Raw genomic sequence first — 26,761 nt, forward strand, 5'->3', positions numbered from 1 at the left:
AAACCACTAGCTTTTCTGATACTAACCTGCCTTTGGTCTTGTGGACAAGAAACCAAGAAAAGCACATCAGACACTAAAAACCCCACTCCTATGATTAAATTTTGGCTGGGCACTTACACATCTAGCCCTGAACAGGGAATCCATCTCATAGGCTACCATCCCGAAACTGATAAATTTGATTCACTTTTGCTTCAAGGAGAGATTAAGAATCCTTCGTTTGTCATATCAAACAAAAAAGGGGACTTATTGTTTTCGGTTCAGGAAATTGGTGGAGAAGAAGGAGGAAGTGTATGTGCTTACAAATTTGATGAGGCAAATAACTTGCTTAAAAAAATCAACAGCTCATCTACACTTGGTAGCGGTCCTTGCTACATCACGCTTGATCCGACTGAAAAATACATCATGGCCGGAAATTATAGCAGCGGAAATCTAGCAGTAATCCCTATCAATGCCGATGGCTCCCTAGCTGCAGCTGTCCAAGAAATCAGTCACGACGGCAAAGGTATTGATCCCAATCGTCAGGAAGCTCCCCATGTTCACAGCCTGGTATTTCATCCCAATGGCAAACAGGTTTTTGTAGCTGACCTTGGAACGGACAAGGTCAACATATATGATTTTGACCCAAAAAATGAGCACCCCCTCAGCCCTTCTACTCCTGCCTATTTTGAAGTAAAAGAAGGATCAGGGCCTAGACATTTGGTATTTAATCAAGCAGGTGATAAAATTTATTTGATACATGAAATGACTTCTGAAGTAGGGCTATATGACTACAATTTAGAAGAAAACAAAATCGTTCACTTAGACACATATCCCCTTGTTCCTAAAGACTTCGAAGGTGCATTAGGAGCAGCGGAAATAAGAATCTCCAATGATGGAAAATTCTTATATGCATCCAACCGTGGTGATGCTAATGAAATTACCGTTTTCAAAATAGATGAAAACACGGGAACCCTAGATAAAATACAGCAGGTTTCTTCCGGTGGCAAAACCCCTAGAAATTTTGCCATTTCTCCGGACGGGGAATACCTCTTCTCTGGCAACCAAGATTCGAATGACATCTATGCCTTCAAACGTAATCCTAGCACTGGCATCATTAAGCAACTGGACAGCAAAATCACCATTCACAAACCCGTCTATTTCTTTATGGTTAAATAGGCCTTACTGATCGATAAAAGTAAAGGGATAAATTAGTTGAAAATTATAGCTGTTCATCCCTCTACTTTTTATTCTTCAGGTATTTTGAATCCCAATAAAAATTTATAATTGACAGCTATTCCTCCTCTCTTCCCAATCAACATAAACAACTGACTACTAGTAAATAATAAGAAATGGCACTTAGATGCTTTTTAGAAATCAACAAAACTCCTCACCCAATAATAACCCAATACCAAACACTTTTTCCCTTTCTACCATAGATCAAATCTCCAAAATCAAAACAAAACACACTTCCATTTTTTATTCTAAAAATAATAATTGGCATCACACCAATAGGATCGGTTTGTAGTAAATATTAAATATTGCTCAAAAAGCAAAAAAAAATTTAGCTGCATGTATATTATGTCAAAAGTATCATTACCTTTGAAGCAAATCAATTAATATTATCATTTATTATTATTATCATGAACACAGGAAAAGTTAAATTTTTTAATGAATCTAAAGGATTCGGCTTTATCATTGACGATGAGTCTTCTAAAGAATACTTCGTTCATATCTCAGGATTGGTAGACGAAATCAAAGAAGATGACGACGTTACTTTCGACCTTAAAGAAGGAAGAAAAGGTCTTAATGCAGTGAATGTAAAATTATCTTAAGATATAACATTTAATGACATTACCGAAAGCTGCTTTTTATTAGCAGCTTTTTTTATGCCTTGTCCCAAGCTATTTCAGGATTATAAAAGATTTTCCCTTCCTTTACTTCCAGCGGGGAAGCAATATTATTGTGATACAATTGCCCTGTTCCAAGCCCCTGCGGCAAGGTGGTATTATAACTGGAAGTCAATTGGCTTATGGCGTTTAAGCCAATATTACTTTCAAGCGCAGAAGTCATCCACCAACCTATCCCAAGCTCTTCCGCTAATGCAATCCATTCTTTTGTATCCTTGATTCCCCCCACCAAAGTTGGTTTCAAAATGATATAGGGAGGCCTAATGATCTCCAACAACCTTTTCCTATCACTGGATTTACCTACCCCTATCAACTCTTCATCAAGGGCAATATCCAATGGACTTTGCTCACAAAGTTCGGCCATACTTTCTGTTTGGCCCGCCTTTATTGGCTGCTCGATACTATGTAAATCAAACTTTGCCAAACGGTCTAGCTTAGTCAAAGCATCACTGGGACTAAATGACCCATTTGCGTCCACCCTGAGTGTAATTTCATCCGCACTAAAGTTCTTTCTTATATGTGCCAAAAGCGATAGTTCCTGCTCGAAGTCTATGGCCCCGATTTTCATTTTTATACAGGAAAATCCCGCCTTGAGTTTTTCTTCTATTTGCTGGAGCATAAAATTCACATCTCCCATCCAAATCAATCCATTGATATCAATGGATTGATTTTCGGAGTAAAAAGCATTTTCGAGTATTTGCTTCTTCCCTCCATGGAATAAATCCAATAATGCTGTCTCAAATGCAAACCGTATACTGGGATGTTCGTCAGAAACAAAAGAATGGCAAAAATCCAAAATCCCCTCCTGGGACCATTTAAACTCCTCATTCTTCAATTTTCCCACATAAGCGTTCAATATCTCCTCAAAATCCAGTATATCATCTATGCTCAACTTCGGAAGCGGCCCTGCTTCTCCCCAGCCTTTGACGCTCTCCTCTCCTTCCTTGCCCACGCTGACAAAATAAGTGTCTTTACTTTTTAATACTCCCCTTGAAGTACCTGCATCAAACCTGAAATCCAATCTGTGCTTTTTATAAGCAACATCCAACCTAAACGTATTTGACATGTTTATTTCTTCTCCTATTTCTAAACAATTATATTTGCACTCCTGAAGAGCAAAACTAAAGGAATTGTACAAATTTCTTTCTTGTTCTTCATTAAGAATACCAAACTACTGATATTATTCTTCCTATGGAAAGCAGGCCTGAAATCAAATTATCTGACTACCAATACGAATTACCTGACGAAAGAATTGCCAAATTCCCACTCAAAAAAAGGGACCATTCCAAATTACTTCACTTTGAAGAAGGGAAAATCAATCATCATCGTTTTTTTAACCTTCCAGAACTACTTCCTGACAATTCCCTGATGGTATTCAATAATACAAAGGTAATCCCCGCCAGATTGATCTTTAAAAGGGCTTCAGGTGCTAAAATTGAGATATTTCTATTACAACCCATCGCTCCCAATCAAGTCATCAATGAAATTATGATCCATGAGGGACCAGTCACTTGGAAAGCTATGATTGGGAATTTAAAAAAATGGAAAGATAATGAGTCCCTAGAAGGCTTGGCCATTATCAATGATCAAGAGGTCAAAGTATCGGCTACCTTGGTGGACAGGGAAGCTAGGTATGTTAAGATATCTTGGGACAAGCCTAACACTCCTTTTGCGTCCATTGTTGAAGCATCAGGAGAAGTCCCCTTGCCCCCCTATTTAAACAGAAAAGCAACCTCTGAAGACAAACCCAGGTACCAAACTGTATACTCCCAAAAAGAAGGAGCCGTAGCAGCGCCCACAGCAGGACTTCACTTTACGGATGATATCTTAAATCAGCTCTCTGAAAATGGCACCAAAAAGGAATATTTGACCCTCCATGTAGGTGCTGGCACCTTCCAGCCCATCAAGGACGAAAATGTAACTGACCACCCTATGCATAATGAGCAAGTGGTCGTAAAAAAAGAAAATATCAAAAATCTTCTAGATCATGATGGAAATATTATTGCAGTAGGTACTACCTCCATGCGCTCCCTCGAAAGCATATATTGGTATGGTGTCAAGTTATTAAACGAAAAGGATAAATTGTTCTTAATCCCCAAATTATACCCTTACCAAGACCATGCTAAAAAGCCCAGCGTGAAAGAAAGTCTCCAAGCTATATTGGATCATATGGAAAGTGAAAACATAGAAGAGATTACAGGCAGCACCGAAATATTCATTATGCCTGGATACCACTTTAAAGTTTGTAATGGCTTATTGACCAACTTCCATCAACCTGGTTCTACATTGATATTACTGGTAGCGGCATTTACCAAAAATCACTGGAAAAACATATACAAAGAGGCCCTGTCCCAAGACTATAGGTTCTTGAGTTACGGTGACAGTAGTTTATTATGGCATCACAAAAAATAGGATAAGATCAAGCACCAGAACCTAATTTATTGATTCCGTGGATTAACTTTTGATAATAAGTTCTTCCTACAGGTACATTTTCCATTTCAATGGTGACTTCCTTAGGTGAAATAGTGGATATCTTATCAAGTCGGACAAGATAAGATTTGTGGATCCGAACAAATTCATCCTCAGGTAATATTGCTTCAAATTCCTTCAGAATATTCCTGAGGGAATATACCTTATCCTTGGTCACTAAAGTGGTATAGTTTCCATCCCCCTTTAGCCAAAGTATATTTTTAAACTTTACCCGTCTTAGGCAACCTTTATCACGAACGAAAAGTGCGTCTTTTATCAAAAGTTCGTCGTGATCGGAGTGGTTTTTCTCTAATTTTGAGTGTTTTTTGTTTGTTGCCATTCCATGATGTGATATGATTTCCCCCATAATTTTCTTTTTTGACTTTGGAGATGTTTTTATCAGCCGCTTTTATATTCATCACATTTAAGTCCCCCTTTAAATAAAAAATACTGGAACGAAAAATTCATCCCGCATCTTATTATTACTGTTTCAGAGTTCAAGCAAAAACGATCTGTTATTTTCAATAAGGCCTTCTATACTTTTCAATCTTATATAAAGATAAAAAATAATATACATATTTATGTATTTAAAAATCATTTTTTTTAATAAATATTAAAAAAAATAGCCTAAAGACATTCCATCCTTAGGCTATTTAAAATCTTAAAAATTACTTCTTTTATCCTTTTAACGCCTCTCCTTTTTCCAAAGCTGCTAGATTCTTCTTACCATACGCGATCTTTGTGATGACCACATATAAGACAGGTACCACAAAAATCGCAAGGAAGGTAGCTGCTAGCATTCCACCAATCACTGTCCAACCTATCGTCTGTCTAGCAACTGCACCAGCCCCATTTGAGAGGGCCAGAGGAACTACACCGAGGATAAAGGCCAAGGAAGTCATTACTATAGGCCTTAATCTTAGTTTAACCGCTTCAATTGTTGCTGCCAATAACGGCATGCCTGCATCAACCCTTTCTTTGGCAAACTCCACGATCAAAATAGCATTTTTAGCCGCCAAACCAATCAGGGTTACCAAACCAATCTGAGCATAAACGTTATTATCCAATTTGGGCAGAAAAGTAAGTGCCAAAATCGCCCCGAAGGCACCCAAAGGAAGGGCCAATAGGATAGAAAACGGCACTGACCAGCTTTCATACAAGGCTGCCAACAATAGCGATACTAAGATAATGGATAATGCAAAGATCAAAATGGTGGTATTTCCTGATGACAATTCCTCTCTACTCAATCCTGAGAAATCATATCCATAACCAGCCGGTAACACTTCCGCTGCCACTTCCTCCAAAGCGGCCAAGGCTTGCCCACTACTATATCCAACCGCTGCATTCCCATTCACCTCTGTAGACCTAAATAAGTTATAGTGACTAATAACGGAAGCGTTTTCAACCACTTCGTAATCTACCAAAGCACCTAATGGAACAGATTCTCCCTTACCATTCATCACATAATACTGTTCCAAATCCTCTATATCCATTCTATAAGTAGTATCTGCCTGCGCTACCACACGGAAATTACGTCCATAGCGGGTAAAATCATTAATATAGGAACTTCCCATATAGGTGGACATGGTAGAAAAAACATCTGACACTGCTACCCCCAGTTTTTTAGCCTTTTCCCTGTCCACAGTAACATGATATCCAGGAGTCTTAGCAGTAAAGAAACTGTAGGCCATAGCGATTTCAGGTCTTTGGTTGGCTGCGGCCAAAAACTGTCCAAGTACTTGTTCAAATTCCTTTACATCTCCTCCAGCGCGTTGTTCCAACATAAAGCTAAAACCACCGGTTTGCCCCAGACCAGGAATCGCAGGTGGTGGAACCACCACAATATTGGCCTCTTTTATGGCAGAAAACTTTTGGTTCAACTGCCCAATCAACCCGAATAGCTGTTTGGAAGGATCTTTTCTTTCTTCCCATGGGTCCATCTGAATAAAGAAGGTACCACTATTGGATTTAAAGGAGAAATTGATCGCATTCAAACCTCCTATACCAGTAACGTTTCTAATTCCATCCGTAGATGTAATCATTTCAGACATCTGATCCATAATGGCCCTGGTTCTGGAAGTTGAGGAACTTTCAGGAAGTTCCAGAGAAACGAACAATCTTCCCTCATCTTCCGTTGGTAAGAAGCCCGTAGGTTTGGATTGGAAAAGACCGAAAGTTCCTGCATAGAGACAAGCCAAAAGTATAAGTACCAATGGTGTTGCTTTAATGCTTTTCTTTACCCCTGAACCATAAGAGGATGTAACCTTTTCGAACCAGGTATTGAATTTATAAAAGAACCTGTTCAACCCTTTGGACTCCCTATTGATCTCACTAGGCTTGAGCAATAAGCTACACAATGCAGGAGTTAAGGTCAAGGCCACAAAGGCCGAAAGCAATACAGAAATCGCAATGGTAATGGCAAACTGCTGGTACATCCTGCCCACAATTCCCGGTATAAAACCTACTGGTATAAACACGGCTGCCAAAATCAATGCAATAGCAATTACAGGTGCGGTAATATCCTTCATCGCTTTCATGGTGGCTTCCTTGGCTGATATTCTTTGTGAATCCAGGTAATGCTGCGCTGCTTCCACTACCACAATGGCATCATCCACTACAATACCAATGGCCAAAACAAAACCAAACATGGTCAGGGTATTTACGGTAAACCCTAAAGGAATGAAGAACACAAATGTCCCCACAATTGAAACTGGTATCGCCAATATTGGAATAAGAGTTGCCCTCCAGTTTTGTAAGAAAAGGAATACCACAACAATCACCAAAATAAGGGCCTCCACCAAGGTATGCAATACTTCGTCTATAGATACCTGCACCACAGAAACTGACTCAAAAGGCACCACATAATCCATGTCTGCAGGGAAAGATGCCTTCATTTCATCTAGGGCCTTATAAATCCCTTCTGCGGTGTCAATGGCATTACTTCCAGGGGCTTGGTAAACCAAAAGGATGGCTGCCGGCTTTCCGTTGACCAATGAGAACCTTCCATAATTAAATTCACCAAATTCAATTCTAGCAATGTCCTTCAGGTAAACCAATGTACCGTCCTCTGGATTTGTCCTTACTACTATATCCTCAAAGTCTTCTTTTCTTTCCAACTTCCCATTTACAGTAATTGGATACTCAAAAGTCTGACTATCGACCTGTGGCATACCACCTACCGTACCTGCTGCTACCTGTAAATTTTGTTCCTGAATAGCTGCTGAAACCTCTTTGGAAGAAATATTATATTGGGCCAATTTATCAGGCTTCAACCAAACCCGCATACTGAAATCCTGACCAATGGCATTAATATCTCCTACACCTTTTACCCTAAGTAGTGCATCCTTGATAAATATATTGGTATAGTTAGAAAGGAATTTGGTATCATGGGTACCATTCGGAGAGTACATACTGATCACCATCATGATACTTGGATTCCGCTTTCTTACCACCACCCCTAGACGTTTTACCGCTTCAGGAAGTGTCGGTTCTGCAATACTCACCCTGTTTTGAACATCTAGGGTAGCAATATCAATATCAGTCCCCACATCAAATGTCACATTCATGTTCATCTGACCTGTGCTGGTATTATTACTACTGATGTAAGCCATGCCTGGAGTACCATTAATCTGGGTTTCAATTGGCGTGGCTACAGTTTGCTCCACTGTCTGAGCATCTGCACCTGTATAATTCGCTGATACTGACACTACCGGCGGGGTAATATCAGGGTACTGTGTCACCGGTAAATTCACGATGGCTATGGCTCCTACTAGCAAAATGACTATAGAGATCACCATCGCCATCACCGGGCGCTTAATAAAAACTTCTGATATCATAAAATTTTCTGCTTTGAGCGATTAATTGCTTACTTGGGCTGCTGCTGATTCTGTTCTCACTTTTGCACCTTCACGAAGCTTTTGTATTCCTTCCACCACGATTTGTTGTCCAGGTTTTACCCCATTTCTAACTACTATATCAGTCCCGAACTTGGTTCCCAAAGCAACATTCTGTTGATGAACTGTATTTTCCTCGTCAATGACATACACAAAATATTCGCCCATTTGCTCGGTAACTGCTTTAAATGGAATGGTAACCTGCTCTCCTATATCTTGGTTGAGCACTTGGAGATTGACCGTCATACCAGCAATCAACTCTTTTTCTGGATTTGGAAATTCTACTCTTAAATTAATCGTACCGGACTGTCTTCCTACAGCCCTGTCCATGGTCGTCAACTTCCCTGGATAGGAATAAACATCGTTCTTGTCAAACTTAATGGTAAAAGTGGAATCGGCTAGATTTTCATCTTTGAGCATTTTGCTGAATCTTCTGATATCCTTTTCATTGATCACAAAATCAACCAAAACAGGATCATCGGAAGATAGTGAATTCAACAAAGTTTGTCCTGGACTAACCTGAGCTCCCAGCCGAACCTGGGAAATTCCTATGGTACCTGAAAAAGGAGCCCTGATGACAGAATAATTATAGTCTGTTTCTGCACTCTTCACTTGCGCTTCTGCAGAAGCCACCTGTGATTCCGCTGTCAAAATATCTGTTTTGGCATAATCCAATTGTTGCTTAGCAATAGCCTCTTTTTGGTCCAATATTTCATATCGCGCCAAATCCTTTTTGACACGCTCAAGATTGGCCTGGGCACTTTTTAAATTGGCCTTGGCCTGCTCATAGGCTGCCTGGTACTTACTTCTATCTATCTCATATAATGCTTGCCCCTTACTTACTTGCTGACCGTCTTCCACAAAAATCTTCGTAATATACCCACTGACCTGAGGCCTGATTTGAATTTCATTCAAAGGCACTACTGTACCAGGGTATTGATCCAGGCCAGTCACATGCTCACTTTTCACTTTTGTGGCCTTAACGGCGACGGCCGATGGTTGATTAGACTGGGTAGTAGCCTCCGTTCCGCAAGAGCTTATTGCCCCTACCATACCGGCACTAAAAATTATCCATAAGAACTGTTTCATTTCCCGCTTAATTATTGTCATTGTTTTATATCTCTATGTTTCCTAATGCCCTGTCAAGGTCGATTTTACTTGACAGTAAATTGAACATGGCGTTATAATGGTTAAGTTGTGCCGTTCTGAGTTCTGTTTCAGCCACTATCAAATCCACATAAGCCTTTATTCCTTCATCATATTGTAATTTGATGATATCGTATACTTCCTCCGCCAAATCCATATTTGATTTGATGGTTCTCCATTCATACAAATCACTTTTGTATTGTGCCAAAGCAGTTTGATATTCAGTATTAATCTGCTTTTCCAAGTCATTCTTAGCCACATTGATTTTCTCCTGTTGCAGCTCTGCAATGCGGATTTCCTGATGTCGTTTCCCCCCTTGAAAAATTGGAAAAGCCAAGGTCAATCCCAAAGATGATTTGGGATAATTCTGACCATACAAATCCGAAAATGAATTATTAAAATACAACCAGTTATAATTATAATTGGCTGAAATATTGGGTAGGTAAGCCCATTTTTGGTAGCCTGTATTCAATTGTGCAAGATTGGCTTCCGTTTGGAGTTGCCTGTATTCAATTCTGTTCTCAGGTCTCAAGCTCCTGCTGGTGTCGGCTAGCGCCACGCTTTCCATATGGGCATAATCATAACGCAAGGCAATGTCCTCGTCCGTAGGATACCCCATCAATTGTTTAAGGTATGCCTTTTTGGCACTGACACTTTCTTTTACCCTACGTTGATCACTTTTAATATTGGAAAGTGTGATTGCGGCCCGCTGATAATCGGTCTTATCCACTAAGCCAGATTCAAATCTACTTTTTGCATCATGATACTGTTTTTCCTGTCTCAGAAGATTTTCATCAAGTATCTTGAGCTGCTCAAAAGACAATAAAATATCATAGTATGCTTTACTCACATCGACTACAGTGGCTATTTCAATATTTTCAATATTTTGTTCGTACTGTTTCTTGATGTGCTTAGAAGTTCTTCCCGCAAATATTTGATCCCTGTTTAGAATCTGCTGATCAACCTGAAGTAATATTCCGGAATTATACTTTTGCCCAAAAGTAATCACTTCCCCGCCTATTGGTTGTTGCTGCAATTTAATATTATCATTGAGAGAAGCATTCGCAGAAACCTGAGGATACCAACCGGACAAACTTGATTTGATTTCACGATCGCCTATTTTTTCATCCAAAATCGCCTGTTGCATCCCCGGCCCATTGTCCAAGGCATACTGAATGCACTGCTCCAGCGTAAGAGCCGCTTGGCTAGTCTTGCCCACCACGTCTTGCGCTGAGCTGACATTCGGAAATAATAAAGCTCCTGCAACTAAATACAGAAGTAGGTATTTACTCATCCTCATAAAATTTATACTTAAAACACTTGATTTATCTATTTTACTATATAGTTTTCCATCCTGGATCACTGGATCAAGACATTTACTATCCTTCAAAATTTTTGGATTATTTTGGATCTTAAAATATCAGCCTTGGAACTTGATTCCATCCCAGACCACTTCGGCGATCTCCCCTAGGTCAAGTTGGTCACGATGCACTTTTTTACTTTGGTTAAGGCTTACTTTAACCGAGCTGACCACACTTCCATGAACCAGAATAGCCAAAATGGCTGGCTTGACACCTGATCTCAATACACCAGTATTAATTCCCTCTGAAAAAAAATCATGCAACCAATCATGCCATTTATTCTTGCCCATTTGAACCTCCTCAGAATTATAAGGTGAATTCATAAACTGCTCTATAAAACCATGAATGGATTTTTCCTGCAAATAAAAGCTTTTCAAATTGTGCCAAAAGTCCATAAATCGAGATTTAAAATCCTTATTAGGATCATCACCCCGTACTGCTAAGTCAACCAATTTTTGATTTACATAATGATATAATTCTAAAATAAGATCATCCTTATTTTCAAAATGATGATAAATCGTTCCCGCTGCTACATTTGAGTTTTTGGCCACCATGCTCATGGGGCAGCCATGAAAACCATGGTCTTTAATCAAATCAAGGGTAGCCGCTAATATTTGTTCTTTCTTACTCATCAAATCTTTTCTCCATAAAACCGAATGAACATTCAATCAACAAAAAGAGAAATTAGTTCCATGATATTTAAATTTTAGAAACACAAATTGACAAAAGAAGCTTAAATCACTGAATTACAAGAACAAAAAATGATCTTTTCACTGGAAAACCAACCATTTTATCCACCTCAACCCTACCTTAAACTAACTTAAATGAATACTCCACTCTCTATCTCTACATCCTTGAATATTCAGTTCATTAAAAAGCAGGATTCAGGATAAAAGGTTCCAGCTGCACACAACCTTTTTGATAATCATCTCATTACCAACACCCTGTATTATTAGTTATTTTTACCTTCAAAAAATGGCACCAAATCAGTCAAAATCTTCACCGTCATATCTGGTTCTACTCCCCAAGGGTCCATCACAATATCCGGTGATCGCTGCACCCAAACCACCTTAAGTCCAACATTTTTTGCTCCGATGATATCAAAGGAATTTCCTGAAATAAACCAGGTAAATTGATGGCCTGTATGATTATACCTCAAAAAATTCTCATAAACCTCCGGATCCGGCTTAAAAGTCTTCGTCCCCTGAACACTATAAATATTTTCAAACTGGGAAGCCAAGCCTGCTTGGGCCAGCAAAGTCCTTACCTCATCTTGCGGCCCATTGGAGAAAGCAAACAAGCGAAACCCTAATTTTTTTAAGGCCTTTAGCGCTGCAAGGGCTTCAGGATAAGCAGGCAATGCCTTGCTATATTCCATTATTTCTGCTTTTTCCCCATCTTTTATATTTAATTTATGATACAGACAAGCATATTCCAAGGCCTGTTCAGAACAAACCGTAAAATCTACATCTTCTTCCATAAGCCTATGTCGAAAAGCATATTCACGCTGCTTGTATTTCCATGTCTCTAAAACTTCAGCAGCTTGTCTCCCCATAAATTTCTCCAATGAATTGATCACATTAGAAGCATCAACCAAGGTTCCATGTACATCAAAGGCAAGTGAAATACGCATATTAAGGCTATTTTATCGGCTATCAACAATAAGATCACCACACCAAACAGCAGATTGAAAAACTTTCTCTGCCATTCAAAATATCGGTGAATGACCGCTCATGAATTTACGATTTTAAAAAGGATAATAAAATGTAAGCCCCAATTATAATCAGGAAAAATCAAGCTGTAAAAATATAAAACAGGTCTCCTTCCTTAATACAAGACAAGGAATGGAAATTTAAAAACGCACTATAATTCTCAATTGAAAATAGATTACTGCAACAACTAGGCGTCCACAGTAGAGAAGTCTGATCTAAAATTGGTATAATCTATACTTTTAACCATTTTGACCAAAATATCAGCAAGCTCTTGCTTACAAACCGAAACACCAAAATCAAACCCTTCTTCTTCAATAAACTTAATTCTTCTATCATCGAACAACCGGGACAACACAACCTTTTTTGTTGCCCTTACCAGAACATGGTCTCCATCTGAAGGACAGTTCACTATTGAGAGAAATCCATTTGTAGATGAAATTAGCATATACTATAATTTTAATGATTTTTTATTGCAATATACAGACACAAACAATTCCTTAAAAAGGCCCTTTAGCTGACCACTCTATTTCAAGACCGGATCATTTCTGATTTACAGGTTGGCAGCAAAACACAGTTGAAAATTTAACGTCATAATTAGAATAAAGCAGCCGAAGTGCATTAATTCATCTAAAAGTAGAAAGAGTATTTTACAAAAACAATGACGAAAACCATCGGTACCTTTCTTTTTATCAACAACTTATCAACATATTTGCTCAGCTTCTAACCCTCATAAAAGATATTTTTGAATAAAAAATACCATAATTAGGGTATTTTTCTACCAGCTTTAAAATTCCATTTTTTGAACAAATTATTATATGTGTATCGGTACCTTTTCACGTATCCTCTAATAAACAAAATATCCAGCGAAATCTATTATTTGACCTTTGGAGCATTCAGTTTTGGAACGATTGAGAAGATCGTTAAGAAAATGAGCTAGCTCGCACCGTGGAGTTCCATGCGTAAAGAAAACAGTCAGTGACTGTTTTTAGCGAGTAGCCAGCTTACAGGTCAGGCCCTCACGTTTACATGGGGCTACCTGCAGCAAAGCAGACACACATCTATTATGATAAAGTTAAGTCCAGGGAAATAGTCCTATTAAAAACATCATTATTAATTTCCAGAAATGAAATAATTTGTCAAAAAAGCCCTTGCTTCCCGTCTCTCCATCACACAGCTACCAGTTTTTACGGACAAAGGCGAAAAGCTGGAGGAAAACAGTCTATTTTAGCTTTGATACACACTATTTAATGCCGTTTATTTATGGATCCAAATTGCAAATCTGGACCAGAAAGGGAGTTTATGAACAAAAAGAGGGCTAAACCCAGCTTTGCCCCAGCTTTACCCCAGCTTTGATACAGCTTTGCCCCAGCTCTGGTATTACTTTGGTATTAGTTTGGGCTAGGGTTGGACCAAGCCGAAAAGCAGGGAAAAACGGTCTATTATAGCTTTGATATGCGCTATTTATTAACCACAGATGGACAAAGATGAACACAGATATCTGTTTATTCATCCTTTTACACAATTGACTGTCTGGGCAGGTTGATTACTTCAACTACACTTAACCTGACAAGGGTAAACAAAATTTAAGTTGAAAACTATTCACCCCCGGAAATATTGCTTGACCCCAACTTTTAGGACTGATCCGTTTTGACCAGCCGTTCTTAAAGCAAAAAGAGAATAGTAATCATTAAAAAGGTTCGGGAAAATTCCCCGAACCTTTCTCACCAAGTTTGACATATTAAAAAAATCAACGAAAAGAATTTTTAATTGCATTAAGCAGTTTCAAAACAGTTTTATCCTTTATTTTATTCTCTAAATAGGAGTGATTAGCATGGTCAATTTGTACAGCAGCACTTAATAGTCCCCATAAAGCCTCCCTGTTACATTCAGGAAAAACTTCTGAACCAAAATCAAGCTTAGCCTTTGCCGCGATCAAATCAGACACTTCAATAGCTGGGCATTCAAGCAACTTCCTCTTAATAATCTGCGCCAAATCGTAGAAATCATAATAATAATAAGCTGCCTCCGGTCTAAGTTCATTCCCTATTATTCTTTCTACCCTATCAAACTCTTTTTGCATCATCGGAATCCAATCCAATAGCGGTATTAGATTCCTCTCGAATGTTTTCTTTCCATATGAGGGAAGAAAATTGGGATTCATTCTCCTTTGTTCTAATAGCATATCAAAAACAATTAATGAAACAAAAATTTAACCATTTGGCTCACTTTCTACGCGCTGGTTATTTTGATTTTCTATATATCTAATGTCTGTATTTAATTTCAAACAAACAAATGTTTTTTCATTTTTTATATATTAAAACGTATTTTAAATAATGTTTTTTATACTTCAAACCATTAAAGATTTTTACAAACATACCATTATTTTTAGGGTCTCATATCGATCATGCCGCTATTCAGTCTTAAATTCTTAAACATTTATTTTTATAAATAATTTATTGTTTACGCTCTCGCAAGATGGGGAAAAGCTGGACCTTTCTGATTATATTGCATCCTTTGTAAAATTTCAAAATCACAATAAACCTTATGAGCTATTTACCTCATCCCGATCGATATAAAAACATGACCTATCGTCGCTGTGGAAAAAGTGGACTTAAACTACCTGCACTTTCCTTGGGGCTTTGGCATAATTTCGGCCATGTGGATGTTTTGGAAAACTCCCGTAAAATATTGCAACTGGCCTTTGACTCAGGCATTACCCATTTTGACCTGGCCAATAATTATGGTCCGCCTCCAGGTTCTGCTGAAGAAAATTTCGGCAAAATACTTAAAGAAGATTTTACCGGTCTTAGAGATGAATTGGTCATTTCTTCAAAAGCCGGTTATTTGATGTGGGATGGTCCCTATGGCGATTGGGGATCGAAAAAATATTTGATTTCCAGTCTTGACCAAAGTCTGAAAAGAATGGGACTGGAATATGTGGATATTTTTTATCATCACAGACCTGATCCAGAAACGCCACTGGAAGAAACCATGGGCGCACTACATCAAATCGTCCAACAAGGCAAGGCTTTATATGTGGGAATTTCCAATTATAAGGCAGATGATGCACAAAAAGCCATTAATATCCTTAGGGAAATGGGCACTCCATGCCTTATCCATCAACCTAAATACTCCATGTTTGAACGTTGGGTAGAAGGTGGTCTACTGGATGTTTTGGGACAAGAAGGTGTAGGCTGCATTCCTTTCTCTCCATTGGCACAGGGGATGCTGACCGATAAATATTTGAAAGGAATCCCTGAAGATTCCAGGGCTGCAAAAGCACACGGTTTCCTCAAAGAGGCCGATATTACTGAGACCACACTTCAAAAAATAAAGGCTTTGAACGAACTGGCCCAAGAAAGAGGGCAGAGCTTGGCACAAATGGCCCTTTCTTGGTTATTAAAAGATGATAGGGTAACTTCCGTACTTATCGGAGTCAGCAAAACCAGCCAGTTGGAAGATTCTCTGAAATGTCTGAATAGACTGGATTTTTCAAATGAAGAACTTAGTAAAATTGAGGATATCCTGAAATAATCAGTCATCATTTATTCTAAATCCTGATTATCCGCTAATGCCAGTAACCTGAAATCCTTTGATGAAGTGGTCGGAAGATTGAAGACCGAAGCAGTTTTTGTTTTAGTTTAAGCATTCGTTTAGAACCTCTTTTGACCTTAACTGGTACAATTGCGGATATTCATATTCTAAAAAGCATCTATGAAATTACATGGATGCTTTTTTTTAATCCCTCCATTAAAATTATACTAAAACTATTTTTTTAAGCTGATTCCTAAAAAATAACTACCTTTGCACAAGTTTTTGGTACCTGTCTCCTATTTCGGGGATGGGTTTAATAGGGAATTCGGTGTAAGTCCGAAACTGTACCCGCAGCTGTAAACTTCAATGCAGCTTTTGGCATCTACAGCCACTGTCCGCCTAGGCAGACGGGAAGGCCGTCAAAAGTGAAGTAAGTCAGAAGACCTGCCAATAACTGTTATTCAGAGCTTTCGGGTGAAAAGCCATGAAAAATCATTCTTAGCGCTGAGGGTGTTTTTATCAGTTTTCCCAGAAAGTTCATAGTGTCAAACTCTTAATATTCATCATTACGCTATGAACAAAAGTATTGTTCCCTTTACAAAAAAAGGGAGAAAATTGGCTGCTTCAATAGTATTGGCGGGCCTTTATTTCTCTCCCTCCCAAACATTTTCCCAAGACACTACTGAATTAGAAGAGGTAGTAGTTACAGGTACGAAATTTGAAATTCCAATAGAAAAATCCGGAAAGTCTATTTACAAACTGGATCAAGAAGCCATTGAACAAAATGCAGGCAAAACTGTCGCCGACCTGCTCAATGAAGTCCCCGGAATACAAATAGAAGGTAATTTCGGCTCACCAGGTACCAACATCAATTATTTTGTCAGAGGTGCTAGCAGTAAAAACACCCTAATTCTCATAGACGGTGTCCCTATCAATGATCCCTCTGGAATAGCCTCTACCTATGACCTCAGGTTACTATCTTTGGACCAAGTAGCATCCATTGAAGTTTTAAAGGGTGGATTGAGCACACTGTATGGAACAGGAGCTTCCGCTGCAGTTATCAGCATTAAACTTAAATCTGGACTACAGGATAAAACCTTGGCAGGTTCTGTGGATATCAATGGAGGTTCATATGGCACCTACAGAGGAGGGCTTAACCTTCACGGTAAAAGCAATAAATTTAATTATATGCTTTCAGGAAGCACCTACCTTTCAGATGGATTTTCATCTGCATCCGAAGAACAATCCCCTACTCCATTTGGGAAAGACGGCATGAAAAGGCAAAATGCCCTATTGAAATTGGGTTATGCCTTTTCAGACCGATTTCAATTGGACTTTGTTTCTGCCTATGATGATATGGAGGCTGATTATGACGACAATACTTTCACCGACGCTGATAACCAACAGACCAATCAGCAATTTAGAATAGGCTTAACGCCTAGCTATACCTATAGCAAGGGAACGATCAAACTCAAGTCAATTTATAATATCAATGAAAGGGAATTTATCAGTAGCTTTCCAAGTGAATACAAAGGAAGAAACTTGCAGCTCGACCTGACCCAAGAACATCAAATCCTAAATGGCCTAAAAGGTCTCTGGGGTGTAAACCTGCAGCAACTCTCTTACGAACAGCCTGGTGAATTGAACTTTGATGAGAATAAATTCACTTTGGTCGATCCCTATGCAAGTTTATTCTACGAATCCAACAGTGGCTTTAACCTTCATGGTGGAGCCCGATTAAATACGCATTCGGAATACAACAGCAAATTCGTTTACAACCTGAACCCATCTTATTTAACAGCCATTTCTGATAGGGTAAGCATGAAAATTCTTGCCTCGGTTTCCAGCTCCTATGTCACTCCCACGCTATACCAATTGAATTCCCCTCTTTACGGAAATACCCAGCTTCAACCTGAGGAATCCATCAATTATGAACAGGGCATATCCTTCTATATTGGCAAAGACTTCACTGTGAACTTGGTACATTTCACAAGGGATGAATCAAACCCGATTGACTTCGTTTCTATCTACGATGAAGAGGGCAATTATGTGAGAGGCGAATACCAAAATACTACTAACGAAAGACGGGTGGAAGGATTTGAAGCTGATCTTTCGTGGAAAGTAAACCAGTTCTTCGAGATAAACGGAAACTATGCCCACGTAAGTACCGATAAACCAGAAACATTTTACCGAATCCCAAAAAACAAATGGGGAATGGCCTTCCTGGCCAAGCCAACGGACAATACAGTGGTTTCCTTGAAATATAATTTCACCAGCAAGAGAACCATTTATGATTGGGGCTATGGTGGAGAATTGGAATTGGATAGTTATGGCCTAATAGACCTCTACGCCCAACAAGCAGTTCTAAATAAAAAGCTTAAATTATATGCCGGAATAAATAATTTACTGGACGAAGAATTTACGGCGATTTATGGTTACACCACCAGAGGAAGAAACTTTAATATTGGTGCCAGTTATCAATTTTAAATAATGGTCAAAGAAAAGCACTGTCCCAATTGTCAAAACAAATTTCACTGTTCCAGCCAATGCTGGTGCAGTGCTTTTCCTCCTATTTTCCCCTTGGAAGATGGCAAAGGCTGCCTTTGTCCTAGCTGCTTAAAAGCGGAAGCCATCAACAGCATTAACAATTACACCGCATCCCTGGATGGCCAAAAGGTTAAAACAATCCAAAAACTGGGATTGCCGGAACAACTAATAGAAGGTATAGACTATACCATAAATGAACAAGGCTTTTACGTCTTCACTGCTTGGTACCTGCTCAGACAGGGAAAGTGCTGTGGAAATGGTTGCAAGAATTGTCCTTATGATAAAATCAATAAATCATGATCTATTATATTACTGGAGGTGAAAGATCCGGCAAAAGCCGCTACGCACAGGAACTGGCGGAACAACTCTCTGAAAGCCCCTATTATCTGGCCACTTCCAGAATTTGGGATGATGATTTCAAAAAAAGAGTAGATAGGCACCTTGCAGATAGGGATGAACGTTGGACCACCATCGAAGAGGAAAAATACCTCAGCAAGGTGGATATCTCAAACAAAACAATAGTGATGGACTGTGTAACCCTTTGGCTCACCAACTGGTACGCAGACAGTAAAAATGACATCAGTTACTGCTTGGAGTCCTGCAAAAAAGAACTTGAAATTACTTTTCAAAATGCCTCTGATGAGACCAACCTCATTATCATATCCAATGAAATCGGCATGGGAATACATGCACAAACAGCGGTAGCCAGAAAATTTACTGAACTCCAAGGCTGGATCAACCAATTCATTGCAAAGAACGCCCACAAAGCTACCTTTATGGTTTCTGGATTATCCATTGAGCTCAAATAAGATGATAAAAAGCATATTTAATTGGAGTGGTGGCAAAGACAGTGCATTGGCCCTGTACCATATACTCCATGAGAAGAAATTCGAGGTCACATCATTGATGACTACAGTTAATGCCCAATTTGACCGGATATCCATGCATGGGGTGCGCAAGGAATTACTATATGCCCAAGGCAGCTCCATCGGGCTCCCGATTAAAGAAATTCGACTGCCTGAAATGCCCAGTATGTCAGATTATGACCGGATCATGAAGGAAAACCTTGAGCCATTAAAAAATGAAAATATCAGCCATAGTATTTTCGGTGATATATTTTTGGAGGACCTAAAAAAATATAGAGAAGAACGATTGGCAGAAGTGGGGCTTAAAGGCCACTTTCCACTTTGGAAAAAAGACACCAAATGGCTTATCCAAGAATTCTTGGATCTGGGCTTTAAAACCATCGTGGTTTGCACCAAAGCAGATCTTTTGCCCGCTGAATTTGTAGGAAAAGTAATTGATCAGGATTTCTTGAAAGCCCTCCCCTCTTCAGTAGATCCATGCGGGGAAAATGGTGAATTTCACACCTTTGTTTTTGATGGCCCGATTTTCAATCATCCCATTGAATTTGATTTAGGAGAGAAAATTTTCAGAAGTTATGAATCGCCTAAGGACTTGAATGACGCTTGCCTGCCCAAAACAGAAGAAAAAAAACAACTTTCAGGCTTTCACTATATTGACCTTATTCCCAAAAACTGATGATCAAAGTTGAGATTGATAAAATTGACAACCCTCAATTAAAAGGGGTACTCCAACAAAAAATAGATCAAAAAACCAAGCCTATAGGCGCCTTGGGCCAATTAGAAGAGCTGGCCCTGCAAATCGGTATGATACAACAAAGTAGCAATCCAATACTGAAAAAGCCTCAAATCTTGGTTTTTGCTGGAGATCATGGTATCGCCCAAGAAGGCTTGGTCAACCCCTATCCTCAGGAAGTAACCTTTCAGATGGTCATGAATTTTCTTTCTCGCAAAGCTGCCGTAAATGTGATCGCTCAGCAGAACAATATTGAAGTTAAAGTTATCGATGCTGGGGTGAACCATGATTTTGGAGAAGCACCCGGGCTGATCGACGCAAAAATTGCATTTGGAACCAAAAATTATCTTCAGGAAGCCGCCATGACCCTAGCTGAAGCCGAAATGGCCATGACAAAAGGGGCTGATATGGTGGAGAAGGCATTTGAGCTAGGTACCAATATCATTGGCTTTGGCGAAATGGGCATTGGCAATAGTTCCTCCGCTGCTCTGATCATGCAGGCCGTTTGTAAATTCCCCCTAAAGGACTGTGTAGGTTTAGGTACTGGAACCGATCCTGAGCAGTTAAAGAAAAAGCTTGAAACCTTAGAAAAAGTCGTTGATTTTCATACTAGTAGTGAAGATCCATTGGCAATTTTAGCTAGTTTTGGGGGATTTGAAATTGCTCAAATATGTGGGGCTATGTTAAAGGCAGCCGAAAAAAAGATGATCATCATGGTAGATGGTTTTATTTCCACTGCTGCACTATTGCTAGCCCATAAGATGCATCCTGCCATCAAAGCCTATTGTATATTTACCCATTGTTCCAATGAAAAGGGACACCGGGCCATGTTAGATTACTTAAAAGCAAAACCAGTTTTAAATCTGGAAATGAGGCTTGGTGAAGGGTCTGGAGTAGCTGTTGCTTATCCGGTTATTGCTGCAGCCTGTACCTTTCTAAATGAAATGGCCAGTTTTGAAAGTGCCGGCGTAAGCAAGACTTAAGAACCAATTTGATTAAAACCTTTAATATTTTCATATGAAGAAAGAGATACAGGCTTTCTTTACTGCAGTAATGTTTTATACCCGTATTCCCTGTCCTAGTTGGGTAGACCACTCCGAGGAGTATTTGAATCTATCCAGGAAATATTTCCCTATGATAGGCTGGATAGTCGGTGGAATTTCCGGTTTGATCGTACTGCTCTTTTTGAATTTCCTTTCGGTCAAAATCACCATTTTCCTCTCCATGGGAATTAGCATGCTGTTGACAGGAGGTTTTCATGAAGATGGTTTTGCAGATACACTTGATGGTTTTGGAGGAGGCTGGACCAAAGAAAAGATCCTTAGCATTATGAAGGACAGCCGGTTGGGCACCTATGGTGTACTTGGACTATTGATACTTTTACCTGTAAAGTTTCTGGCATTGATGGAATTGGTCAATTGGGCCAAGGGAAATGCCTATTCCTTTGAGTTCTACCAGTCTTTACTAGCCTGTTTTATATCAGGACATGCCATCAGTAGGTATATGGCTTTGACCTTTTTCAAAACTCATCAATATGCCAAATTAAACGATACGATCGGTAGTAAATCTAAACCAATGGCCAAGGAAAAAATCAATAATATGGACCTCTTTGTGGCTACTATAACCGGACTTCTACCACTGGCACTATTCCAAAATTATATCGTTTTCCTAGTATTGATTCCTTGCTTTATCACAAAATGGTGGTTAGGCCGCTGGTTCAATAAATGGATTGGTGGTTTTACTGGAGACACCTTAGGAGCTGTACAACAGATCACCGAGGTCATCTTTTACCTGAGTCTATTGATCATATGGAAATTTTCCTGATACGGCATACACAACCGGCCATAGAAAAGGGGATTTGCTATGGCCAAACGGACTTGGAGTTGGCCAGTAGTTTTGAAAAGGACTTAAGATTGGTAGAAGAAAACCTTCCCCAAAATATCAATTTCCAATCCATCTATTCCAGTCCTTTAAAAAGATGTAAAAAACTTGCCGTCGGACTCTTTGGGAATTTCATAATAGAAGACCATAGACTCAAGGAACTTGATTTTGGGGATTGGGAAATGAAAGCTTGGAATAAAATCCCTCATAAAGAACTCAATCCATGGATGGAAGATTTTGTCCATACCCCCTGCCCCAATGGAGAATCCTACCATAAACTTTCAAACAGAGGCATTGATTTTTTGAATGAACTAAACAAATTGCCGGCTGGTCCTATTGCTATTGTCACGCATGCCGGGCCCATTCGGGCCATGCATGCACATGTCAATAATATTGCTTTAAAAGATTCCTTTGACCTAAAAGTGGAATATGGAGAAATAATTAGGCTTCAATTAGATAATGTGCAATCTATTTAGCCCCATCTTTACACGATAGGCGGAATTGCAAATTCCACCCAGCTTCTGACTGATCAGTTTCTGCCATGTGCAAGAAAGAGGACACCAACCACAGGAAAATCAGAAACCCCTATCCCCGAAACCATAAAAAGAAAATCCTCAAATTATAAGAACGGGATTATTTGACCTAAAAATGACCAATAGTAAGATCACTATTCAACAATCGCCTCTTAATCAGATCAATATTGAAAAAGATAATAGTTCCAAAGTCAATCTCTATTGATTCGGTCATATTAGGACTTTTAGATCTTATTAGAAACTGTTCGGGATTTGGAATCCCGAACAGCTATTTATTAAAAAAAATCCCCACCAAAGTCTTCACTTTGATGGGGTCGTCAGTCAGTTAAAAAATTACAAACCTATTTTTCTATACTTTGGGTGGCACATCTCCAGATAAATTCATACGGGGCCCCATGATGCTCTCCGGATACTTCTTCTGTATAAGTCGCTTCAATGAGGTATTGCCCTTTCCACGGTGTATCAATGGTCACTTCGCCTTCTTCATTTGACTCATATTCCTTGCTCCAACCTTCTGGACTGGCCACAGCAACTTTCACTCCTGCTTTAGGATTATTCTTAAAGTAGGTCTTAAATGACAGGCTTTCTTTCAGCTTTCCATTAACTGGTGAAGACAAGAGCAAAGCCAAATCTGTTTTGGCTCCCTCTAGGCCCATCTCATTGACTTTTCCGACACTTACTTGTGTGGCAGTATTGAATTGATAGAGATACTCCCCTCCTAGATCCTGGGCAGCATGTCCTATCTGAAGACGGTACACTCCATCCATCTCAGGAGTAAAACTACTGGTAAAATGATCCTTTTTTTCTTCAGTTTCCAAAAGGGTTTTGTTACCCTCAGGGTCGATCAACCAAAGCTCAAATTCCTTTACATCTGAATACCAATCTTCCACTTGCTCTATCACCCCTTCTGCATACTCACCATAGTAAATTTTGATTTCTTGTGCTTCTCCCTTTTTTCCTTTGATGGCTGTTTCGATCCATAATGCATGTGCCATAGCATTGCCTAAGTTGATCAATAAAGCCATGGCCAATAATAAGCTGAATTTAGTTTTCATCTGTTATTTTTTTTAATGTTAGTTTCTTAATAAATCATTGATTTTTATTTGCACTTGTGCTTCCTGCAAATAAGATTTTAACCTGTAAAAGTCCTCCTCTAGCAATGAAAATTGGATATCCATATGGTATGTTTCCAATACAATCCTATCCACTCCATCATAAAATGGACTATAGTTTCCATCAAATGAAAGTTCATCTATATACAGACAAAAACCCTTAAAGTCTATTTCGCTGAAACCAACCATACATTGGCCAAACATCATCCCCATACGACCACAGTGTTCACATCTGGTAAGAATGAAATCATCTTTCATCATCAATACTTCAGGACTGCAATAATTCATAATTCATCACTTAAGGTTGAAAAATTAATTTGGGCCTGTGCGGGAAAGAATACTTGATTTTGGATATACAAACCATCTCCCTCCCATCACAGGACTTAAAATCTTATATTGAATATTGAAATTTTCACTTTTCTCGAATACTGTTAATTCATTATCAGTTTATATGTTTTGTTTTAGTTTCCGATTAACCTTTTTCATCGGACCAACAGCCCTCTCATTCCGCATGGAAAGCAACCTGAATGATTAAAATTTAAATCCAACGCTCAAACGGGCATTTCTTGGGGCCTCTGCCTGATAATAATAGTAAGTAGCATAGGCTGATCCAGAATAGAGATACTTGTTGAGCACATTGAAGACATTAGCCCTGATGATGAGATTATTGTTTTCCCAAGACAGTCCTCCATCCAATTTAAAATAATCAGGGAGTGCCATCTGGCCATCTCCAGGCCAGTTCCAAGTAGTCCTATCTCCTTGGAAAGTAAAACCGGCACTGATGCCAAAACCTTTCAAACTACCATTTTGGAGCGAATAGCTTAACCAACCATTGGCGAGATGCTTAGCAAAACCTGCTACGGGTTGCCCAACTTGGGAAAATTCTCCTGCTCTCTCATCTTCTGTAATCTCTGAATCGGTATAGGCATAGTTGGCCGTTAGCACCAGGCCTGGGGCCAACTCTCCCCTAGCATCAAACTCTATCCCTTGGGTTCTGGTTTGCATTTGAAGGGAATAGGGAGCCGTAGGATTTTCAGGATCTGAAACCAATTCATTGTCTTTGAAAATTCTGTAAATAGAAAGACCTGTACTCCATTTCCCATCGAAAAAGTCACGTTTCAAGCCCAATTCCATATTATTACCCGTTATTGGTTTGGCCGGATTACCGTTCTTTAGCACACCAGACTGTGGCACAAAAGCCTGATCATAAAGTGCATATACAGCGGTCTGATTATCCACTGTATAACTCAAACCAATTCTTGGCGTTATTTTACTATCTTCTACCGTAGTACCGTAAGAGTTCTGCGAAACGTAGGTATACCTTCCTGCGAGGGTCAGCCTTAGTGAATTGTCAAAGAACCCCAACTCATCCTGCGCATAAAATCCTGAATAAGATTGTAAAATCACAGAAGTATTGGCCCTTTGTTTTAAGCTCATACTGCGATCAAACTTCGGTAAACCATTTGCCGGGTAGCCGTAAGATGGATTTTCCAAATCAAATGGGATTTCCTCAGTGTCCAGTTGATGAGATTGACTCCAATCAGCCAAATATTCTTTGGTTCCCATGTCCAATCCTGCCAAAACACGGTGATTGATTCCACCTGTTTTTACCTCTCCATTGAGATAAACCTGTCCATAAGCACTTTCATTCAAGGCATCCCAAATGGATGCATACCGCTGTAAATTAGTGCCCTCTATACCATTCAGCCACATCGAACTTCCTTCTTGACTATAGTTAAAGTAAGCCAGCTGTCCAGTTACTTTCCAATGATCATTAATATCATGTTGCAAGTTGGCCATAATACTGTGATCGTCGATTTTAGTAGGGTCAAGACCTGGCTCAGCAATGGTAAAACTTTGATCATAAATACCATATCCCTCTGTAGAAAAAACATAAGCTGAACCGACATTGGACATCTTGACATGCTGGTAAGCATATTCCAGTGTCAGTTTGGTTTTATCATCCAACTGGTAACTTAACACTGGAGCTATACTGTACCTGTTTTGAAAGGTATAATTCTGGAAAGAATTCTGGGACTGTCCCATTACATTTAGTCTATAAAGTAATTTTCCATCTTTGCTTAACCTTCCATCTAAATCCAAAGCACCGCGATACAGATCAAAACTGCCCAAAGTTAGGTTAACACTCCCCTTTGTCTGACCGGTTGGCTTTTTGGTCACTACATTATATATACCGCTTGGATTCCCATTGGACATCATAAATCCAGCAGGCCCTTTTACAAATTCTATATTCTCTACAAAACTCATATCCTCTGTCAAAGGTCCCCAGTTAGAAGTCACATTCATACCGTTTCTGAAAGCAGCTACCCGGGAGCCGCGCATGTTTACACGTGCATATAGGTTACCCCAATGCTCTAGACGTGTGGCCCCACTGACATTCCGTAACACACCATCTGCCATATCCATAATCTGCTGGTCCTCCAATGACTGAGCTGTGATGACCTGAATATTCTGCGGAGCCTCTATCAATGGGGTATTTAAGCGCAAACTACCAGAGGCTTTATCTACTTTATATTCACTCCTTTGGCCTCTTACTGTAAACTCTCCCAATACTTCCTGAGCTTCCTTCAATACCACCACAGGTAGTTGATTGACCTGTCCAGTTTTTATACTTATTCTTTTCTGAAAAGAAGCAAACCCTACTTCTGACACTACTAAGGTATAATTCCCTGCCGGTGCAGTGAATTGATAGTCCCCTGCTTCACCTGTAGCTGCCCCATATGAAGTTCCTTCCAAGATCACCGATGCATAAGGTAAAGGATTCCCAACCTCATCCTGGACAAGGCCAGTTATTGTGCCCGTAGACTGGGCATACAGTACCTCTCCGGTACATAGAAAAAGCATTAAAAGTAATAGTCTTTTCATGTTCTTATTTAGATTAATTTTAATTAAAGGCAAATCTATAATCTAAAACCGGAACCTTAAAGTTATTTAGACTAATTTTAAATAGTATTTTTCTATGATAATGAACAAACAATAGTCAAAAGGAATTTTAGGTATATATATCCTTAAAGGCACCAGTAGTTTTTAAATAGCATGATAATATGTTCCTTAGCTTTTCTAGGAC

23 protein-coding genes and 1 riboswitch are annotated in these 26,761 nt (G+C 39.3%); of the genes, 11 read left to right on the forward strand and 12 right to left on the reverse strand.

Annotated elements, in window-relative coordinates:
- Window positions 1-90 precede the first annotated feature (90 nt).
- Together KZP23_RS19505 and KZP23_RS19510 are read left to right on the forward strand one after the other, a co-directional pair.
- A complete protein-coding gene (locus KZP23_RS19505; RefSeq protein WP_226333440.1) occupies window positions 91-1,155 on the forward strand; it encodes a lactonase family protein in 1,065 nt (354 codons plus the stop codon).
- A gap of 464 nt (window positions 1,156-1,619) precedes the next feature.
- Window positions 1,620-1,811, forward strand: coding sequence for a cold-shock protein (locus KZP23_RS19510; RefSeq protein ID WP_186756632.1), 192 nt, complete (start codon window positions 1,620-1,622; stop codon window positions 1,809-1,811).
- 52 nt (window positions 1,812-1,863) lie between these two features.
- Here KZP23_RS19510 and KZP23_RS19515 read toward each other — a convergent pair whose 3' ends face one another.
- The gene (locus tag KZP23_RS19515) at window positions 1,864-2,952 is read right to left on the reverse strand and encodes an o-succinylbenzoate synthase (RefSeq protein WP_226333441.1); all 1,089 of its coding nucleotides are present in this window, start codon (window positions 2,950-2,952) and stop codon (window positions 1,864-1,866) included.
- Window positions 2,953-3,077: 125 nt separating this feature from the next.
- Between KZP23_RS19515 and KZP23_RS19520 the strand changes: the two genes are divergently transcribed.
- On the forward strand, window positions 3,078-4,298 hold the full coding sequence (locus KZP23_RS19520; protein ID WP_226333442.1) for an S-adenosylmethionine:tRNA ribosyltransferase-isomerase: 1,221 nt from the start codon (window positions 3,078-3,080) through the stop codon (window positions 4,296-4,298).
- 7 nt (window positions 4,299-4,305) lie between these two features.
- On the opposite strand, the gene KZP23_RS19525 is transcribed toward KZP23_RS19520, so the two are convergent.
- The 8 genes from KZP23_RS19525 to KZP23_RS19560 all read right to left on the reverse strand — a co-directional run bounded on the left by KZP23_RS19525 (window position 4,306) and on the right by KZP23_RS19560 (window position 14,628).
- Entirely contained in the window at window positions 4,306-4,695 is a 390-nt protein-coding gene (locus tag KZP23_RS19525) for a LytR/AlgR family response regulator transcription factor (RefSeq protein ID WP_226333443.1), read from the reverse strand.
- 337 nt (window positions 4,696-5,032) lie between these two features.
- Window positions 5,033-8,191 carry an efflux RND transporter permease subunit gene (locus KZP23_RS19530; protein ID WP_226333444.1) on the reverse strand — a complete coding sequence of 1,053 codons (3,159 nt, stop codon included), beginning with the start codon at window positions 8,189-8,191 and terminating at the stop codon, window positions 5,033-5,035.
- A gap of 21 nt (window positions 8,192-8,212) precedes the next feature.
- Window positions 8,213-9,337, reverse strand: a complete 1,125-nt coding sequence (locus tag KZP23_RS19535) for an efflux RND transporter periplasmic adaptor subunit (protein WP_226333445.1) — start codon at window positions 9,335-9,337, stop codon at window positions 8,213-8,215.
- 25 nt (window positions 9,338-9,362) lie between these two features.
- Window positions 9,363-10,688, reverse strand: a complete 1,326-nt coding sequence (locus KZP23_RS19540; RefSeq protein ID WP_226333446.1) for a TolC family protein — start codon at window positions 10,686-10,688, stop codon at window positions 9,363-9,365.
- 126 nt (window positions 10,689-10,814) lie between these two features.
- A complete protein-coding gene (locus tag KZP23_RS19545; RefSeq protein ID WP_226333447.1) occupies window positions 10,815-11,387 on the reverse strand; it encodes a TetR/AcrR family transcriptional regulator in 573 nt (190 codons plus the stop codon).
- Between the two features lie 320 nt (window positions 11,388-11,707).
- The gene (locus KZP23_RS19550; protein WP_226333448.1) at window positions 11,708-12,388 is read right to left on the reverse strand and encodes a haloacid dehalogenase type II; all 681 of its coding nucleotides are present in this window, start codon (window positions 12,386-12,388) and stop codon (window positions 11,708-11,710) included.
- Between the two features lie 266 nt (window positions 12,389-12,654).
- Window positions 12,655-12,912, reverse strand: a complete 258-nt coding sequence (locus tag KZP23_RS19555) for a hypothetical protein (protein WP_226333449.1) — start codon at window positions 12,910-12,912, stop codon at window positions 12,655-12,657.
- 1,302 nt (window positions 12,913-14,214) lie between these two features.
- The gene (locus KZP23_RS19560; RefSeq protein ID WP_226333450.1) at window positions 14,215-14,628 is read right to left on the reverse strand and encodes a hypothetical protein; all 414 of its coding nucleotides are present in this window, start codon (window positions 14,626-14,628) and stop codon (window positions 14,215-14,217) included.
- A 383-nt stretch (window positions 14,629-15,011) separates the two neighbouring features.
- Here KZP23_RS19560 and mgrA point away from each other — a divergent pair, with 383 nt between their 5' ends.
- The 8 genes from mgrA to cobC all read left to right on the forward strand — a co-directional run bounded on the left by mgrA (window position 15,012) and on the right by cobC (window position 22,504).
- Window positions 15,012-16,001 (forward strand): L-glyceraldehyde 3-phosphate reductase, encoded by a 990-nt coding sequence (gene mgrA / locus KZP23_RS19565; protein ID WP_226333451.1) that lies wholly within the window; start codon window positions 15,012-15,014, stop codon window positions 15,999-16,001.
- Between the two features lie 266 nt (window positions 16,002-16,267).
- Window positions 16,268-16,467: riboswitch (cobalamin riboswitch) on the forward strand.
- A 107-nt stretch (window positions 16,468-16,574) separates the two neighbouring features.
- On the forward strand, window positions 16,575-18,488 hold the full coding sequence (locus KZP23_RS19570; RefSeq protein ID WP_226333452.1) for a TonB-dependent receptor plug domain-containing protein: 1,914 nt from the start codon (window positions 16,575-16,577) through the stop codon (window positions 18,486-18,488).
- Window positions 18,489-18,491: 3 nt separating this feature from the next.
- Complete coding sequence (locus KZP23_RS19575; protein WP_226333453.1) at window positions 18,492-18,848, forward strand: DUF5522 domain-containing protein; 357 nt, start codon at window positions 18,492-18,494, stop codon at window positions 18,846-18,848.
- Window positions 18,845-19,357 carry a bifunctional adenosylcobinamide kinase/adenosylcobinamide-phosphate guanylyltransferase gene (locus KZP23_RS19580; protein WP_226333454.1) on the forward strand — a complete coding sequence of 171 codons (513 nt, stop codon included), beginning with the start codon at window positions 18,845-18,847 and terminating at the stop codon, window positions 19,355-19,357. The genes KZP23_RS19575 and KZP23_RS19580 overlap by 4 nt, the downstream gene beginning before the upstream one ends.
- A gap of 1 nt (window position 19,358) precedes the next feature.
- Window positions 19,359-20,090: a Dph6-related ATP pyrophosphatase gene (locus KZP23_RS19585; RefSeq protein WP_226333455.1), complete on the forward strand. Its 732-nt coding sequence runs from the start codon at window positions 19,359-19,361 to the stop codon at window positions 20,088-20,090.
- Entirely contained in the window at window positions 20,090-21,130 is a 1,041-nt protein-coding gene (gene cobT / locus KZP23_RS19590; protein WP_226333456.1) for a nicotinate-nucleotide--dimethylbenzimidazole phosphoribosyltransferase, read from the forward strand. Before KZP23_RS19585 ends, cobT begins: the two co-directional genes overlap by 1 nt.
- Before the next feature lie 34 nt (window positions 21,131-21,164).
- Window positions 21,165-21,971 (forward strand): adenosylcobinamide-GDP ribazoletransferase, encoded by an 807-nt coding sequence (locus KZP23_RS19595; protein WP_226333457.1) that lies wholly within the window; start codon window positions 21,165-21,167, stop codon window positions 21,969-21,971.
- Entirely contained in the window at window positions 21,956-22,504 is a 549-nt protein-coding gene (cobC, locus tag KZP23_RS19600; protein WP_226333458.1) for an alpha-ribazole phosphatase, read from the forward strand. The genes KZP23_RS19595 and cobC overlap by 16 nt, the downstream gene beginning before the upstream one ends.
- A gap of 398 nt (window positions 22,505-22,902) precedes the next feature.
- On the opposite strand, the gene KZP23_RS19605 is transcribed toward cobC, so the two are convergent.
- The 3 genes from KZP23_RS19605 to KZP23_RS19615 form a co-directional block, all read right to left on the reverse strand.
- Window positions 22,903-23,616: a DUF4198 domain-containing protein gene (locus tag KZP23_RS19605; protein WP_226333459.1), complete on the reverse strand. Its 714-nt coding sequence runs from the start codon at window positions 23,614-23,616 to the stop codon at window positions 22,903-22,905.
- A gap of 18 nt (window positions 23,617-23,634) precedes the next feature.
- The gene (locus KZP23_RS19610) at window positions 23,635-23,961 is read right to left on the reverse strand and encodes a hypothetical protein (RefSeq protein WP_226333460.1); all 327 of its coding nucleotides are present in this window, start codon (window positions 23,959-23,961) and stop codon (window positions 23,635-23,637) included.
- Window positions 23,962-24,204: 243 nt separating this feature from the next.
- Window positions 24,205-26,559, reverse strand: coding sequence for a TonB-dependent receptor (locus KZP23_RS19615; protein ID WP_226333461.1), 2,355 nt, complete (start codon window positions 26,557-26,559; stop codon window positions 24,205-24,207).
- Window positions 26,560-26,761 lie beyond the last annotated feature (202 nt).

Origin of the sequence: Echinicola marina (assembly GCF_020463795.1) — a bacterium.
In the GTDB taxonomy this organism is placed as follows: Bacteria; Bacteroidota; Bacteroidia; order Cytophagales; family Cyclobacteriaceae; genus Echinicola; species Echinicola marina.

Excerpts from the sequence above, each read along its gene's own strand:
- KZP23_RS19545 (WP_226333447.1), bottom strand. The coding sequence starts at position 11,387 with ATGAGTAAGAAAGAACAAATATTAGCGGCTACCCTTGATTTGATTAAA.
- KZP23_RS19550 (WP_226333448.1), bottom strand. The coding sequence starts at position 12,388 with ATGCGTATTTCACTTGCCTTTGATGTACATGGAACCTTGGTTGATGCT.
- KZP23_RS19605 (WP_226333459.1), bottom strand. The coding sequence starts at position 23,616 with ATGAAAACTAAATTCAGCTTATTATTGGCCATGGCTTTATTGATCAAC.
- KZP23_RS19530 (WP_226333444.1), bottom strand. The coding sequence starts at position 8,191 with ATGATATCAGAAGTTTTTATTAAGCGCCCGGTGATGGCGATGGTGATC.
- KZP23_RS19595 (WP_226333457.1), top strand. The coding sequence starts at position 21,165 with ATGAAGAAAGAGATACAGGCTTTCTTTACTGCAGTAATGTTTTATACC.
- KZP23_RS19570 (WP_226333452.1), top strand. The coding sequence starts at position 16,575 with ATGAACAAAAGTATTGTTCCCTTTACAAAAAAAGGGAGAAAATTGGCT.
- KZP23_RS19505 (WP_226333440.1), top strand. The coding sequence starts at position 91 with ATGATTAAATTTTGGCTGGGCACTTACACATCTAGCCCTGAACAGGGA.
- KZP23_RS19585 (WP_226333455.1), top strand. The coding sequence starts at position 19,359 with ATGATAAAAAGCATATTTAATTGGAGTGGTGGCAAAGACAGTGCATTG.
- KZP23_RS19515 (WP_226333441.1), bottom strand. The coding sequence starts at position 2,952 with ATGTCAAATACGTTTAGGTTGGATGTTGCTTATAAAAAGCACAGATTG.
- KZP23_RS19540 (WP_226333446.1), bottom strand. The coding sequence starts at position 10,688 with ATGAGTAAATACCTACTTCTGTATTTAGTTGCAGGAGCTTTATTATTT.
- KZP23_RS19520 (WP_226333442.1), top strand. The coding sequence starts at position 3,078 with ATGGAAAGCAGGCCTGAAATCAAATTATCTGACTACCAATACGAATTA.
- KZP23_RS19615 (WP_226333461.1), bottom strand. The coding sequence starts at position 26,559 with ATGAAAAGACTATTACTTTTAATGCTTTTTCTATGTACCGGAGAGGTA.
- cobC (WP_226333458.1), top strand. The coding sequence starts at position 21,956 with ATGGAAATTTTCCTGATACGGCATACACAACCGGCCATAGAAAAGGGG.
- mgrA (WP_226333451.1), top strand. The coding sequence starts at position 15,012 with ATGAGCTATTTACCTCATCCCGATCGATATAAAAACATGACCTATCGT.
- KZP23_RS19555 (WP_226333449.1), bottom strand. The coding sequence starts at position 12,912 with ATGCTAATTTCATCTACAAATGGATTTCTCTCAATAGTGAACTGTCCT.
- KZP23_RS19580 (WP_226333454.1), top strand. The coding sequence starts at position 18,845 with ATGATCTATTATATTACTGGAGGTGAAAGATCCGGCAAAAGCCGCTAC.
- KZP23_RS19525 (WP_226333443.1), bottom strand. The coding sequence starts at position 4,695 with ATGGCAACAAACAAAAAACACTCAAAATTAGAGAAAAACCACTCCGAT.
- KZP23_RS19575 (WP_226333453.1), top strand. The coding sequence starts at position 18,492 with ATGGTCAAAGAAAAGCACTGTCCCAATTGTCAAAACAAATTTCACTGT.
- KZP23_RS19510 (WP_186756632.1), top strand. The coding sequence starts at position 1,620 with ATGAACACAGGAAAAGTTAAATTTTTTAATGAATCTAAAGGATTCGGC.
- KZP23_RS19535 (WP_226333445.1), bottom strand. The coding sequence starts at position 9,337 with ATGAAACAGTTCTTATGGATAATTTTTAGTGCCGGTATGGTAGGGGCA.
- KZP23_RS19560 (WP_226333450.1), bottom strand. The coding sequence starts at position 14,628 with ATGAATCCCAATTTTCTTCCCTCATATGGAAAGAAAACATTCGAGAGG.
- KZP23_RS19610 (WP_226333460.1), bottom strand. The coding sequence starts at position 23,961 with ATGAATTATTGCAGTCCTGAAGTATTGATGATGAAAGATGATTTCATT.
- cobT (WP_226333456.1), top strand. The coding sequence starts at position 20,090 with ATGATCAAAGTTGAGATTGATAAAATTGACAACCCTCAATTAAAAGGG.